The organism is Spirosoma utsteinense (assembly GCF_014282275.1).
Taxonomy (GTDB): Bacteria; Bacteroidota; Bacteroidia; order Cytophagales; family Spirosomataceae; genus Spirosoma; species Spirosoma utsteinense.
Window position 1 is genome coordinate 1 of sequence record NZ_VFIA01000005.1, and the last position, 15,588, is coordinate 15,588.

The 15,588-nt window shown below is 54.0% G+C and carries 10 protein-coding genes; 7 read left to right on the plus strand and 3 right to left on the minus strand.

What is annotated here, in order from left to right; genetic code table 11:
• The first annotated feature begins 209 nt into the window (after positions 1-209).
• Both FH603_RS04930 and FH603_RS04935 read left to right on the plus strand, forming a co-directional pair.
• A complete protein-coding gene (locus FH603_RS04930; RefSeq protein ID WP_186736353.1) occupies positions 210-5,081 on the plus strand; it encodes a CheR family methyltransferase in 4,872 nt (1,623 codons plus the stop codon).
• Between the two features lie 172 nt (positions 5,082-5,253).
• The gene (locus FH603_RS04935; RefSeq protein WP_186736354.1) at positions 5,254-5,688 is read left to right on the plus strand and encodes a response regulator; all 435 of its coding nucleotides are present in this window, start codon (positions 5,254-5,256) and stop codon (positions 5,686-5,688) included.
• Between the two features lie 90 nt (positions 5,689-5,778).
• On the opposite strand, the gene FH603_RS04940 is transcribed toward FH603_RS04935, so the two are convergent.
• The gene (locus tag FH603_RS04940; protein ID WP_186736355.1) at positions 5,779-6,267 is read right to left on the minus strand and encodes a response regulator; all 489 of its coding nucleotides are present in this window, start codon (positions 6,265-6,267) and stop codon (positions 5,779-5,781) included.
• Positions 6,268-6,472: 205 nt separating this feature from the next.
• On the opposite strand from FH603_RS04940, the gene FH603_RS04945 reads away from it, so the two are divergent.
• The 5 genes from FH603_RS04945 (at position 6,473) to FH603_RS04965 (ending at position 12,408) form a co-directional block, all read left to right on the plus strand.
• Positions 6,473-7,744 (plus strand): glycosyltransferase family 1 protein, encoded by a 1,272-nt coding sequence (locus tag FH603_RS04945; RefSeq protein WP_235985347.1) that lies wholly within the window; start codon positions 6,473-6,475, stop codon positions 7,742-7,744.
• A gap of 174 nt (positions 7,745-7,918) precedes the next feature.
• Positions 7,919-8,662: an OmpA family protein gene (locus FH603_RS04950; RefSeq protein ID WP_186736356.1), complete on the plus strand. Its 744-nt coding sequence runs from the start codon at positions 7,919-7,921 to the stop codon at positions 8,660-8,662.
• A 122-nt stretch (positions 8,663-8,784) separates the two neighbouring features.
• Entirely contained in the window at positions 8,785-9,546 is a 762-nt protein-coding gene (locus tag FH603_RS04955; RefSeq protein WP_186736357.1) for an oxygenase MpaB family protein, read from the plus strand.
• A gap of 24 nt (positions 9,547-9,570) precedes the next feature.
• Positions 9,571-10,953, plus strand: coding sequence for an L-serine ammonia-lyase (locus FH603_RS04960; protein WP_186736358.1), 1,383 nt, complete (start codon positions 9,571-9,573; stop codon positions 10,951-10,953).
• 387 nt (positions 10,954-11,340) lie between these two features.
• On the plus strand, positions 11,341-12,408 hold the full coding sequence (locus FH603_RS04965; protein ID WP_186736359.1) for an AI-2E family transporter: 1,068 nt from the start codon (positions 11,341-11,343) through the stop codon (positions 12,406-12,408).
• A gap of 167 nt (positions 12,409-12,575) precedes the next feature.
• On the opposite strand, the gene FH603_RS04970 is transcribed toward FH603_RS04965, so the two are convergent.
• Together FH603_RS04970 and FH603_RS04975 are read right to left on the minus strand one after the other, a co-directional pair.
• Positions 12,576-15,116, minus strand: a complete 2,541-nt coding sequence (locus FH603_RS04970; protein ID WP_186736360.1) for a GIN domain-containing protein — start codon at positions 15,114-15,116, stop codon at positions 12,576-12,578.
• A gap of 25 nt (positions 15,117-15,141) precedes the next feature.
• Positions 15,142-15,549 (minus strand): PadR family transcriptional regulator, encoded by a 408-nt coding sequence (locus FH603_RS04975; protein ID WP_186736361.1) that lies wholly within the window; start codon positions 15,547-15,549, stop codon positions 15,142-15,144.
• Between the last annotated feature and the right edge of the window lie 39 nt (positions 15,550-15,588).

The following is a 15,588-nucleotide window of genomic DNA, read 5'->3' on the forward strand; positions in this document are numbered from 1 at the left end:
ATTCCGAGACGTAGACAAAACCATAGAAAGTTCGGAGGCTATGCTACGAATTGGCTTTATTTCAATCCTGCTCAATAGGCTGGCCAAATAATAGTCCCAAACATACTCTAACAACGTTAAAATTTGTTTAGTTTTTGTGTCTAAGCTAATTCACTACGGCAAGCTACAGCCAGTTCCTCATAACCTATCCTATTTACTACCTTTTTTTTATGGCATTAGAAACGTCCAAATCACCGACAGAACTTACGTCTGTTCAGGTTCCCGTTGTTGCTATTGGCGCATCGGCGGGTGGACTGGAAGCCTTTTCGGAACTACTGACCAACCTTCCGTCGACAACGGGCTTCGCCTACATTTATATTCATCATGATGATGGTGGGACGACTGATGGTTCCACCCGGGAGGGTACTATTTCCAGTAGCGATGCCTTATCCTTTCTTGCCCGCGCTACCCAAATGCCCGTAGCAGCGGTCGAAGAGAAGCTACCCGTACTGGCCAACCATGTATATGTGTACCAAGCCGGACCCCGTACCGTTGTCTCAGACCAGCGCGCGTGGAAGGAGTCGGAGTTTGGAATAAACCAGAAAGAACAAGACCCTGAGGTCATCGATGGTTTACTGACTTTTTTGCCCCGCCGACAATCCAGCCCGTCGTCCTCCAACCAGCCTATCGATCGGTTTTTCATGTCGCTCGCTTACCGGCAACGGAGTGGTGCTATTGGTATTTTGCTGTCGGGCGGAGTGTCGGACGGAACCCTCGGTATGCGTGCCATCCGGTCGGCCGGCGGTTTAACGTTTGCCCAGGATGAAACGGCCCGCTTTCGGAGTACACCCCAGTCAGCCATTTCTGAAGGAATGGTCGATCAGGTACTGTCGCCGGCTCAGATAGCGCAGGAGCTTGACCTGTTGAGCCGACAGCGGGAAGCGTTCCAGCAAGCGGCAGGTGCCGATGCGCCCGAGCATGCCCAACTGGCAACCGTGGAGGATGACGATTCTTCTCAGTTATCAGATCTAATGAGGGCCATAGACCAGGATAATACCGACCTGATCCAGGACGTAGCCTTATCGGAAAGCCTGGAAATAGGTAGCGAAGACGATCTGGGGCGAATAATCCAGATGGTTCGCAAAGCGACCGGTACAGATTTCAAGCACTACAAGATGACGACCATTCGCCGGCGGATAATTCGCCGGATGCTGCTCTTCAAACTCGACACCCTCAATGACTACGCCCATTACCTTCACCTGAACCCCGACGAAATTCGGTCGCTTTACGATGATCTGCTGATCAACGTAACCACGTTCTTCAGGGATACCGACACGATGGACTACCTCCAGAAAGTGCTGCTACCCCAGATGGTTCAAAATAAACCACCCTCCGAGTCGCTGCGTATATGGGTACCAGCCTGCTCGACGGGGCAGGAAGCGTATTCCATTGCTATGCTTTTGCTGGAGGTGCTGGGCGACCGGGCCAGTAGCCTGGCCATTCAACTGTTTGCAACGGACCTGAGTGAGCCAGCGGTAGCCAAAGCCCGGCTTGGCTCCTACACGCGGGGCGAAATTATGGATGTGTCGCCCTGGCGGCTAAGCCGTTTTTTCACTAAAGTGGATGATCATTACCGCATCAATAAAGCCGTTCGTGACCTGTGCGTGTTTGCGCCCCACAACCTGCTGAAAGATCCGCCTTTTTCGCGACTCGACTTTGTGAGTTGCCGTAACCTGCTCATTTATCTCGACACGCAGCTACAGCGCAAAGCCATCGCTACCTTTCATTATGCGCTCAACCCCAATGGTTTCCTGCTTCTGGGGAAATCAGAAACAGTAGGCTCTTCGCCAAGCTTTTTCTCGCCCGTAGAAACGAATTATAAACTGTATGCCCGTAAAAACGACATAGTAGGACGGGCGCTGTTCGAGATAAATGCCCGGTCTGGACTAACCCAGCCACGGTCTCCGGGAATCGGAAGCGGCTCAGCCGACGTCTCTAAACATACAGACACGACGGGAGAGCCACCCCGTTTTGATGAAGTGACGCGGCCCCGACTCGTATTCGGTTCCCGAACCCCGAGATCAGTACGGCCTACCAATGACCTGGATAAGGCCGTAGATAGTCTCCTGGGGCAGTATGTACCCGCCAGCGTGGTGGTCAATGCTGACCTCGATATCATCCAGTTCCGGGGATCTACGGGCCTTTATCTGGAACCATCACCTGGTCGGGCTAGCCTGAACCTGCTTAAAATGGCTCGTCCGGCTTTAACGTTCGAACTGCGGAACATCATTCATAAAGCCGGGCTGTCAAACCAGCCCGTACGCCGGAGTGGACTGGAGGTCAAAGTCAATGACCGGCTCCACTATGTTGCTATTGAAGCGGTACCGTTTACTACCAATGCCGATGAAGGGCTGTTCCTGATCCTGTTTGAAGAAGTAACGGCCATTGTAGCAACTGATAGTAACTCAACCGACGCACAGAGCCGACGGATTCGGCAACTGGAAGAAGAACTGGCCACGCTTCGTGAAGATATGCGCTCCGTGATCGATGAACAGGAAGCCGCCCACGAAGAATTGCAATCGGCCAACGAGGAGGTGATCAGTTCCAATGAGGAGCTGCAGAGCATCAACGAAGAACTCGAAACCAGCAAAGAGGAAATCGAGTCTACTAATGAAGAACTGCTGACGATCAACCAGGAGCTACAGATACGAAATGACCAGCTGTCGGAAGCTAACGCCTTCGCAGAAGCTATCTTCGGTACCATTCGTGAGGCAACCCTGATCTTAACACCCGATCTGCGGGTCAAGAGCGCCAACTCAGTTTTTTATTCCCTCTTTGGATTGAACGAAGTCGACACGGAAGCGCGGCTGATCTACGAGCTGGCCAACCGCCAGTGGGATATTCCACAGCTTCGTTCGCTACTGACAGACGTGGCCACGCGCGATGTGCAGGTAGAAGGGTTTGAACTTACCTACGAGTTTCCCGGAATTGGCGAGAAAGTGTTATCGCTCAACGCCCGCCGGGTTATGCGCCAGCAGGGAGCAATTCTGCTGGCTATTGAAGATATTACGGAGCATCGACGGTCGCAACGGCTGATTGAGGAGCGGGAAGCCTGGTTCCATCAGATTGCCGACAATGCACCGACGCTGATTTGGGTAGCCGGTACGGAGGGCCGATACAGCTTCCTTAATAGAGTATGGCTGGAGTACACGGGTCTCTCGCAGACCGACGTTGTAGCGAGTGAATGGGCACAGCTCATCCATCCTGATGACCGGGCCGCGTATGAGCAAACCTACCAGACCAACCTGCTTCAACAGCATCCGTTTAAAATCGAGTACCGCCTGCGCCGACAGGATGGGGTTTACCGCTGGATGCTCGAAAACGCTGAACCAACCTTCACGTCCGATGGTCAGTTCAGCGGTTTTATCGGTACGGCTGCCGATGTCAATGGGCAGAAAGAACTGAACTCGGAACTGGATCGGCTCGTGGCCGAACGAACCTCGGAGCTGACCCAGACCAACGATCGACTCCAGCAATCTAAAGATCAGCTGCAAAGTGTTCTCAACGGGGTACCCGCTTTTATTACCCTGATGGAAGCCATTTTGCCGCCAAATACCTCGCCCGCCGATGATCCGATCGATTTCAGAACGGTCACCTTCAACCGGCAGGCCAGGGAACTCATCGGCGAAAACATCGATGCTGAACGCAACGGTTCTCTCGTGGAGATAATGCCGTTCGTCAGGGAGAACGGCCTGCTCGATGCCTATATCGACGTGTACAAAAGTGGTAAGTCGGCTTATCGGGAAGTAGGTCTCGCTGTCCACGGTGAAGACCGGTGTTTCGTCTTCTACATTACCCGCCAGATCGATCAGCGGGGCGTAGTTGTAACCGCCCTCGATATTACCGACCGGAAGCAGGCCGAGGAAGCGGTGAGGAAAACGGCCGAAGCCCTACAGGTAGTGCTCGACAGTTCACCCGCTTCGATTGGCCTGCTGAAAGTCATTCGTTCAACAGAAGGCCTTATTGTCGACTTCCGGGTAGCGGCCGGCAACCAGCGGTTTGCGGAGTTGGTTGGTCAGCCGGTAGAGCAGTTGCTCCTGTTGCAGGTCGAACAACTTGCCCGTGTCTTATGGAACGAAATGACATTGCCAAATCTGAAGCATGTTGTCGAAACCGGCGAACCATTTTACATAGAACAGACCCATCCGAAATTCGGCTGGATAGCGCTGTCGGTTATGAAGCAGGACGATGGCGTAGTACTGACGGGACTCGACATCACCGATCTCAGGCAGATGCAGCAGCAGCAGGAGAATCTTCTGGCTCAGGCTAAAGTTTCGGGAGAAACGGTGATGCAGCTGACAGCCCTGCAACAGCAGGTGCGGGCGCGGGGCGAATTGCTGCGTGCCTCATCCCACGATTTGCGGGGTAGTCTGGGCATTATTCAGGGTGCCGCCGACATGCTGTCCTATACCGATTCTGACGAAGAACGGGCCCAGATGCTGAGTATGATTCAACGGAACGTGCAGGAAACTACCCGCCTGGTTACCGAACTCCTGGATTTTTCGCGCCTGGAAGCAGGCCAGCATCAGGTAATCTTCGCTTCTTTCAATGCCGCCGAGCTGCTGAAAAAACTCGGCGAAAACGTCAGACCGCTGGTGGAAGGAAAAGGGCTGCACCTAGACCTGGTAGGACAGGCGCATTTACTCATCAACAGCGATGCCCTCAACGTGTTGCGCATAGCCCAGAATCTGGTGCTCAATGCGCTCAAATACACACAGCAGGGAAGCATTACGGTACGCTGGGGAAGTATCGGGCAAGACGAATGGTTTTTCAGTGTGGAAGATACCGGGCCGGGGATGGATCAGGTCCTGGCCGATAAACTCTCCCTGGTACCCAAACTGACTACTGGCTCCGGTGCATCCACTACGGCCGTACCAGATACGTTGCTGGGCGACGAGGTCGTGCTGAATTCAGCGCATGGTGAGGGAATAGGGCTCGTTATTGTCCGACAGCTGTGCAGCCTGTTACAGGGGCGGCTGCTAGTCGAAAGCCAGCCGAATGTAGGGTCCACCTTCCGGGTGCTGCTGCCCCAGCGCTATTGAACCCCCGCAATAAGCAGTTACTTTATCAGGCAAATTTCACGTTAATTAAGTAACAGCAACAACCCTTAATCTATATTTTAGTTAACATAGAATCCAGTGTCTATCTATTTTCCGTAAATAGGTTCTGTAACTGCGATGACTACAGGCAGATCGACGTTTAATCATAAGCAATATGAACCAGGAACCGGCACGGGCTATAGCTACGGTCTATGTGGTAGATGATGAAGCCGATTACCGGTTTCTGGTGCAGCAAGTGTTTACGCGCTTTTTACCGCACTACTCGGTGTCTTTATTTGCGGGTGGTGAAGCGCTGCTGGAGCATATGCAGTCAACTACAGCGCACCCGGCCCTTATTTTAATTGACATACATATGCCCGGAATGAGCGGTCAGCAAACACTCCTGAAGCTCAAGCAGGCGTCGCACCTGAAATCGATTCCTGTAGTGGTAATGACCAGTTCAACATCAGCCCTGGAAATTCAGGCTTGCTACGAAGCCGGTGCGAACTCATGCCTGGCCAAACCTATTGGTCTCAACCCGCTCCGGCAACGGCTGACCCTTACCTGCGATTACTGGATACACGCCCATCGTTCAATGACGTACGTGTAAGATCAGACCAGCGTCTGCCAGCCGTTCTTTTTGTATGCACTTTTTTTCCTGGTCAGGCCTTTCGATAGCCTGCGAAAGGGCCCCGGCTATTCATAACTGGGACACCCCTGGCTTGGGCAACGTGACAGTTTCCCACCAGTAATTGCGAAGCATCTGAAAATAGACGATCCATTCATCGAACCCACCTGGTTTGACCAGATACGAAGCACAACCCCGGTCGTAGGCCGCCGTAATGTCGCAGCGGCTGTTGGAGGAACTGAGCAGCACCACGGGAATTTTGGTCAGGACCGGCGAACCGTTTTTGATATGCTCCAGAATTCGCCAGCCATTGGCGGAGTCAGGCAGGTACAGATCCAGCAGAACAAGCCTGGGCACCTCCCATTCTTCGGCCTCGCACTGATCCAGATACGCATGGGCATCGTCTTCAGTGGTAATGATTATGAGCTTCACTTCCGGTAAACACTGGCGAGCAGCATTCGTAATCACCACGCCGTGGTCGGCATTGTCTTCGATGACAAGCAGACGGGCATTACGAAAATTTTCCTGATTTGCTGAGTTTATATAACTGGAAGGTGTCATTCATCCATCTTGTTAAAAGTAGATAACAAAAGTATTGCCTATCAATTTAATAGAGAAACAACCAGCTGAAATATCCGGGGCCGTTTCCTCATTATCGATCAGCTTTCTTCTACGTATATACCCATGATTCGTGTTGGATGAAGCAATGACGGTTTATTGACGGGACGCGGTAGCGACCGGATAAGCCGTTAGTAACGACTCAACTATGGATGATCTTCGGGAAATATTCGTATCACCTAACAAACAGCGAACGGAAACCATCAACGTAACCAGTCAGCTAGCTACACCAGCCCGGCCTACGGCAACTCAATCGCCTTCATCGGCAACCAACGAGTTCGACGATTTGATCTGCTTTTCGCACCTGCGCTGGAATTTTGTGTATCAGCGTCCGCAACACTTGCTTAGCCGCGCTGCCCAGCGCTGGCGAGTCTGGTATATCGAAGAACCGGAATGGAGCGATGCGCCTGGCCTATCGATTCGTTCGGTAAGTCCGCGCCTGTCGGTGGTCGTTCCCCAGCTGCCCCACGGCACTAGTCCCGAGCAGGCCATTGAGCTACAACGGACCCTGATCGATACCCTGCTGGCCGAGCAGCATATCCAGCAGTATGCACTCTGGTATTACACGCCCATGGCCCTTCCGTTCAGCCATCATCTGCGGCCCCAGCTCACGGTCTACGACTGCATGGATGAACTATCTGCGTTTCTGGGTGCCCCCAAGCCGCTGCTGGATCAGGAGCGGCAATTGATGAGCCGGGCCGACCTTGTTTTCACGGGTGGCTATAGCCTTTACGAGGCTAAGCAGCAACGGCATCCGCAGGTATTTGCCTTTCCCAGCTGCATCGACTATAACCACTTTTCCAAGGCCAGAACCAGCGCAACAGCCAGCGGTTTACCGGACCCCGCCGATCAGCAGGCCATCCCCGGGCCGCGCATCGGCTACAGCGGAGTTATCGACGAACGACTCGATCTGGTCCTGCTGGGCGAACTGGCCCGCCGTAATCCTAACTGGCAGTTTGTGTTACTGGGCCCCATTGTTAAAATCAACCCCGATCACTTGCCTAAGGGACCCAACCTGCACTATCTGGGAATGAAGGCTTACGACGAACTACCTACTTATTTCAGCAACTGGCAGGCCGCCATGATGCCGTTTGCTATCAATGAAGCCACCCGCTACATTAGCCCAACCAAGACCCCTGAGTATCTGGCAGCGGGTCTGCCGGTCGTATCGACCCCCATCCGGGATGTGTTACGGACCTACGGTGCCTGGGAACAGGTAGTCATTGCAGACTCCGTTTCGGCTTTCGAGAGCGGCCTGTCAGCGATGTTGACCGGGAGCGCTAACCAGGACGCTGAACCGGCAGAACTGGATCGCTTCTTACGGGATCAGTCCTGGGACAATACCTGGCAGCAGATGCAGCGTATTTTGCGTAGTCAGCTCAACTCCTCAGCCCGTCAGCGCACATCGTCTACGGTATAATTGTAGCCAGTAGGCCAGCAACAATCAGCTTTAGCCAACGCATCCGTTGCCCTGCTACCAACCCGGTAACAGGGCAACGGATGAAAAAACAGCGCAGGGTTAGCTGGTCTGATTTGCCGGCTAAACCCGGCACCTTATTTGCAGACGGCAGGGGTAACTCCACCGTTGTCTGCCATGCGATTCTTACTAATATCACTCTTCTGCCTGCTGACGGTTACGGGTCTGTACGGCCAGAAAATCGTACCCAACCCGCCCACCCGCACTTTTTTTTCCATTCGGGCAGTCGATGATGAGTCGTCGGCTGAGGTAGCGGCTCAATTTACGATCAAAGCGCTAACGGCAAAAAGAAGCGTCAACGGACAGAGTAAGGCCGGAGGAGCCTTCGTTTTTTTGCTCACCCAAACCGATACGCTTACCGTGGTAGCCAGTGCACCGGGCTATTATGAATCGGAGGAAACGATGGTTATCTCCTGCGACACCTGCCCCGATTATGCGTATGTCATCCGGCTAGAAAAAGAGGAAAAGCGGCTGGACGAGACAAAGCCCGACAGCATATTCAGAAATCTGGCCGTAAACCAGGTATTCCGGTTAGACAATGTCTACTTCGACCAAAGCAGCTACGTCCTTCGAGCCGAATCCTATCCACAACTCAGGAAACTGGCCGCAACCCTGAAGTCGATGCCCGGGTTACAGATCGAAATTGCGGGCCATACCGACAATGTGGGTGACCGGCGACTCAATCAGGCACTGTCGGAAAATAGAGCCCGGGTTATCCGTAACTACCTGATTCGTAACGGCATTTCTGAAAACCGTCTACGACCAAATGGCTACGGCGATTCACGTCCTGCCGCTCCGAACGATTCAGAAGAAAATAAACGAAAGAACCGGCGGGTCGAATTCGTTGTACTAGCGTTGTAACGGATTACCAGCAACGGTCATTGGCGGTGTATCTCCTTTGGGTAAGCGTAACAGGCTGACAGAGAGAAAAGCCCAGCCAGGGACGCGTTGAGCTGCTTGTCCAAAGATACGCTACTGATCAAATGCCTGATTTCACTCGTTCCGGCTCTATCGCTCGCCAGATTTGGGGCGACGCCGACGTTATTTTATTGGTCTTCGCCGGATCGGCGGCTGAGTTCGCCCTCAATCGGGCGGTGGACTGGTTATTTTTCACCGGCAAGCTCCCCGCCGACCCCATTGCCCGTCTGTTCTCGACGGTGCGCTATGCCCAGGAGATCGTATTTGCATCGGAAGACCAGGCCAATCAGGCTATTGCCCGAATGGAAGCCATCCATGCGGGTGTCGAAGGAAAACGGGGCTACTCGATTCCTGACTGGGCCTACCGCGACGTGCTCTACATGCTCATCGACTACTCCGAGCGGTCCTTTGAAACACTGCATCGACCGCTGACGGCACCCGAACGCGAAGAGTTGTTCCGTACGTTTCGGGCGGTGGGAGCGGGCATGCATGTTCCTGACCTGCCGACCTCCTATGCCGACTGGAAAGTGGACCGGCAAACTCACCTCGATCAGGATCTGGTCCGCAGTGAATTTACCGACAAACTGTTCCGGCGTTACCGGGAGCAGCTGGGCAGCTGGCGCTATGGTCTGCTACGGCAGGCACAGGCGGTGCTGGTGCCGGAACAGGTCAGGCAACAACTCGGTCTTCCCCGAAAGCCCCTTCTGGCCTACTCTATTGGCTTATACAAACTACTGAATGCCCTCAAGCTCCGCTCTGCGGTGCAGCGGGTACTGCTGCCAACCGAATATTTAGGGCAGATCAGACGTTTGGACGTACCTTATTGACGCTTTTGCCGAAGACGCATCGACATGCCATCAACTCCGATCATCACCTCTGTCTTCGACCTGTTCAAAATGGGTCCGGGGCCGTCGAGTTCACATACGATTGGCCCCATGAAGGCGGCCTTCGATTTCCGGCAACGCCTTGCCAGCTTACCGGCCGATGTGCAGCACCAGGCCGAAGCCATCCACATTTATCTTTATGGGTCGCTGAGCGCTACGGGTAAAGGCCACGGTACCGACCGCGCCGTAATAGCCGGACTGCTGGGCTGGCAACCCGAAACAACCGACCCGGTTGCCCTCATGGCCCTCCTGCGCGACCCGGCTCTGGTGTATACCGTAGCCGTTGGGGCAGAAACAATTGGCCTTGGCCCTCAGCACATTCACTTTGAGCGAAAGCGGTATGAGTCGCCCTATGCCAACACGATGGTGCTGCAGCTCAGGGCTGGCGATGAACTACTGCATAGCGAAGAATATTACTCCATCGGGGGTGGTTTTATTCTCCGAAAAGGAGAACCCGAAACAGACCCGGCTTCAGTTGCCGTACCCTATCCCTACAGCACCATGACGGAACTGAAGGCGCAGTTGACCACCCATGCGCTCACCCTCGATGAGTTGATGATGGCCAATGAAATGGGCATTACCGGCCGGTCCCGTACAGAGGTAAACGCCCGCATCGATCAGTTGCTGGATTTCATGCACAAAGCTGTTCGGCGTGGGCTGCGGCATACGGGCGTACTGCCCGGCTCCATCAAGCTAAGTCGAAAAGCGCCCATCCTCTTCCGGAAAGCCAAAGGCATGAGCCACTCGTCGGACAGCTTTCTTATTTTCCTGAATGCGTACTGCCTGGCGGCTTCCGAAGAAAATGCAGCCGGGGGTATTGTCGTTACGGCCCCTACCTCGGGCGCATCGGGCGTGATTCCGGGGCTGACCTACCTGGCCAAGAAGCACTTTCATTATGACCGGGCTACCTTGCGGGCGGGTCTGCTGGCGGCAGCCGCCGTTGGTTTTCTGGTGAAGCACAATGCCAGTATTTCCGGGGCCGAAATGGGTTGCATGGGTGAAATAGGTACGGCGTCGGCCATGGGCGCGGCTTTCCTGACCCGCTGTGCTCAAACCAGTGACGACATTGGTGCCATCGAAGCAGCCGCCGAGATCGGCATTGAGCATCACCTCGGCATGACCTGCGACCCCATTGGCGGGTATGTGCAGATCCCGTGCATTGAGCGCAACGCGATGGGGGCTGTCAAGGCTTACAACGCCTTTCTGCTGGCTACCTCGGGAGCCGCATCGTTCCAGAAAATATCGCTCGATGCCGTCATCAAAGTAATGAAAGCCACCGGCCGCGACATGTCGACCAAGTACAAGGAGACCTCAGAAGCGGGCCTGGCGCTGAGCGCTACAGAATGTTAACGGGGGAAAGGAGGAGGAAAGGGAGGATGGAGGAAAGGGAGGAAGGGGATTGCTGACGCCCGCCCTCCATCCTCTCTTCCCCCTCCTCCCTTTCCTCCCTCCTCCCTCTCCTCCCTCTCCTCCCTCTCCTCCCTCTCCTCCCTCTCCTCCCTCTCCTCCCTCTCCTCCCTTTCCTCCCTTTCCTCCCTTTCCTCCCTTTCCTCCCTTTCCTCCCTCTCCTCCCTTTCCTCCCTTTCCTCCCTTTCCTCCCTTTCCTCCCTTTCCCCCCTTTCCCCCCTTTCCCCCCTTTCCCCCTTCTTCCCCCTAATTCAAACATTTCAGACTGGCTGGTGTATTTATGACGTACGTGTTTATACTCAACGAAACAACAAGACCTCAACTCAAAGAATGGCAACCATTTATACACCAAAGCAGCAACGCGTTCTGCTCATCACGAGCCTGATCATCATTGCAGGCTTCATCATTGCGGGTTTACGCGGTTATGCGTCGGCGTTTCTGGGCGCGGGTATCCTGTACGTTATTTTCAAACCCTGGTTCACAGCCCTGGTCCATAAGCACCACTGGAATCGTACCCTTGTTACATCCCTTTTGATCGTTTTCGCGCTGGTCGTTATCGTGATGCCGTTCCTGACACTGAGCCTGATGCTCGCCGGCCGTATCCAGTACTACAGCCAGCACTCCGACGACATCCTGAACCTGATCAAGAAGGGAGAGGAATTGACCGGCATTCAGATTACCAGCCCACAAAATATCCGCTCCATGACGCAGCAGGGGGCCAGCTTTGCCAGCCGTTTGCTGCCATCACTGGCGGGTGGTGCGCTCGACTTCATCGTCATCATCGGTCTGATGTTCTTTACGTTCTACTTCATGTTCGTACAGCAGGAAGCCTTCCAGAAAGGGTTGCAAAAGTACTTACCCTTCAAACGGGAAACGCAGGAGGAGCTGGGTGAGTCGCTGAAGAACAACGTCAATGCCAACGTACTGGGACAGGCTCTGGTCTGTCTGGTTCAGGGTATCCTGACAGGCCTTACGCTATGGATCTTCGGTGTGCCGGATGCCCCGTTCTGGGGAACGGTTGCGTTTTTTATGGCTTTCATTCCCGTATTGGGAACACCACTGGTGTGGGCTCCGGCAGCACTTATTCAGCTCTCACAGGGCAATACAGGTCAGGGTATCGGTATTCTGGTCGTTGGTGCGGTCGTTATCATAAACATCGATAACCTCCTGCGGATTGCGCTAGCCAAACGCATGGGCGACATTCACCCACTCGTGACCCTTGCTGGTATCGTGCTGGGCGTTCCCATCTTCGGCATTCTAGGACTGGTTATGGGACCCCTGCTTCTCTCCTACTTCATCGTGCTGATGCAGGTTTTCGAACGGGAAAACCGCAAACAGGAAAAGGAAGTTGCCGTTGAAAAAGCCAAAGTAATAGAGCAGGCAGCGAAAGAGGTATGAAAAGGGAGTAGAGGGAGGAAAGGAGGAAAGGGAGGAAGGAGAAAGGGGAGGAAAGGAGGAGAGGGAGGAAGGAGGAAAGGACGAAGGAAGTGCTGGCGTCAGCAATCCCTTTCCTCCCCTTCCTCCCTCCTCCCTTTCCTCCTTCCTCCCTTTCCTCCTTCCTCCCCTTATTGCCTTGTCACTTTACTGGCACCGGATGTTTCGGAGTCTAGTTTGTTGACCTGGCCCAGGTTGGCGTGGCTGGCTCCACTGGCATCTACTTCAGCCTGATCGACCGACAGGCCGGTGGCTTCTATCTTGCTGGCCCCGCTCAGGTCGGCGTTCAGCCGGTCAGCGTGACCACGCAGAACAGCGTTCGACGCGCCCGACAAGCCAATCGTCAGATTTTTCACCTCACCGTCGAACACCGTCCGGCAGGCTCCACTCATGTCGAGGTTAAGCTCGTTGAAGTTGCCAAAGCCAGCCAGACTCGCTTTCGACGCACCCGACAGCTTCACTTCATCGACAGCGGGCAGAGTAATAGTCAGACCAATACGTTTGCGGTTGCTCCAATCGAAGAGGCCGTTCCGTTCCATGGAGACTTCCAGCTTATTGCCGTCGACATCGACTTTGATATCGTCCAGGTCCTTTTCCCGACCGTCGGCTACTACCTTATAGACGTCGCCTTTGCGGAAGCGAACAACGAAAGCGCCCGATACCTCTACTTTCGAGAAATTGGTGGCGGTAAACTGACGGGTATGATCACCCATCTCGTCAAAATCTTCCCCTAATTCACTGGCAACCGCACTTTGAACGTCGTCGGTAAGGTCGGTCACATCATTGTCGTCGTTATAATCACGATCTCTTTCGCGGGGGAAGTTGATACACACCAGACCATCGTTGGCGGTGAACTTCCAGATACTGGCCGTCATCCGGTCGATCTCTTTTTCGCCAAACTCATTGCGGATATGACGGGCAAAAGCGGGCGTCATACGAAACGGCTTCTCATAGGGAATCTTCAGGAACATGTCCATATCCTGCATCCGAAAGCGGGCCTTCGGCATCAGTTCGATGCTGTTATCGAATCGAACAACCGAATCTTTCTGCACGTAGCGGTATTTGATGGTGCGGGCGTTGGCCTGGGCATCGGCCCGGTTGCGACCCTGAGCTTCAAAGCGCTGCTCCAGGTTGATATCGGTTCCCTCATAACCCTGCAGTTCGATGTCGGTTCCTTTATCGTAATCACTATCGATGTCGACCAGATCGAACGTTGGTGTACCTGCCACCCGGATTACCTTCGTTTCTTCCACCACGCCTTTGCGCTGGAAGCTGTTAATAAGGGGCGTTGCCGTTCCGGCAAAGACCACCATACTCACGAGCCATACCCCGGCGGCTGTCAGGGCCGTCCGGCTGCTGATAACGTTGCGGGTTGTGATGAGCATGACACCCAGAATGGCGAGTCCGAAGGCAGGGATTATCCCGGTCAGAAATCCCGCCACCACCATAGGCAGCGTAACGTCAGACCGGAGCAGGTTAACGGCAACGTCGCCATCACCAAAGTGTACCCCCGATTCAAGTCCGATGGCGGCACCCAGCATGGCCAGGCAGGCAACCATGAACGCAAAGGCGACAACCAGCATCATGATACCGGCAAACACCCGGATAACAGCGACTACGCCGTTCAGCAAGGGGCCAAGCGCGCTGCCCAGCCCGCCAATGATCGTGGCAATAGCCCGGAACGGGAACAGCAGCACCCGCGTCAGACCGCTTTCATTATTGGGCGATTCGTTGATGTTCAGATTCTGTTTGATGCTGCTTTCAATATTCGAAAGCGTAATGGGACGGCCCTGCATTTCCATTTTCTCCGTGAGGGTATTGGCCGCGGGCGCAATCATCCACAAGACAAGGTAGAGCAGAAAGCCAACGCCGAAGAACACGATACCCAGCACGAACAGTAACCGGACAAGACCCGTGTCGATACCGAAATAAGCGGCAATACCCGACGCAACGCCCCCCATCACTTTATCTTCGGGATTCCGGAAGAACTTCTTGATCGTTTTATCTTCCTCAATAGTGGCAACACCCGGCAGGGCAATCCACATGGCGATATAAACGATGACCGTGAAGCCACTCAGCCCGCCGAAGAATTCGCCCGAGTTACTGTTTGATGCACCCATCAGGGCAGGCAGGCCAACTACCAGGGCTACGAAAATCAACCGCACCCATACTACGTCCATGTTGAAATAGTGGGCCAGACCGGCGGCTACACCACCCAGCGTTTTCCGACGCATATCCCGAACGAGTCGACGGGGTGCCGTATAGGCTCCACGGCTACCCGTTGGTTCAGACCCGTAGGCACCAGAACCGGGAACAGGCCCTGTTTGCTGGCTACCCGGACGGGCATTTCCAGCGCCGGTTGCCGAGTTACGGCCGCCCGTGGTGACCAGAACCTCTTCCTCTTCGACTGCTTCGAAGTCGGCAACGGTACCCATAGCCGCTATCAGTTCGTTGACATCCTCAAGCGAAACGGCCTGCCGGTCGGCCGCTTTCAGTTTGGCAAGTAGTTTCTCGGCGATACGGTTTTCAATATCGGTTACGATTTCCTGGCTGTCTTCGTAGGTCGAGAAATACTGCTGGACAGTTGTCAGGTACCCTTTTAGTTTATCGTAGCCGTCTTCCTCAATGTGGAATATGACCCCACTGATGTTGATGCTGATTGTTTTTTTCATGGCTTTAGATAGAAAAGAGAATAGGTTAAGCGTTGGTTGAGGAACTGGACTGGTCGGTCATGGTCATGGGTGCATCCGTACCGTTAGCGGGTTTTTTATGCTGCTCCGTCCGACCTATGATGTGGTTGACGGATTCGGCCAGTTCCTGCCAGGTTTCGGTCAGGGCTTCCAGCGAGTTTCGGCCCAGATCCGTCAAAATATAGTACTTGCGCGGGGGCCCTGACGTGGACTCTACCCATTTGTAGTCAAGTAGTCCGGCGTTTTTCAACCGCGTCAAGAGGGGATAAAGGGTGCCTTCTACAACCATGATACGGGCCGAAGTGAGTTCATCAAGCATATCGGACGCGTAAATCTCGCCCCGCGATATAATGTGCAGAATGCAGAACTCTAAAATCCCCTTTCGCATCTGCACCTGAGCGTTTTCTATATTCATTGGTGTAGCGTGTTTCGTAAATTAATGAATCAAAGGTAC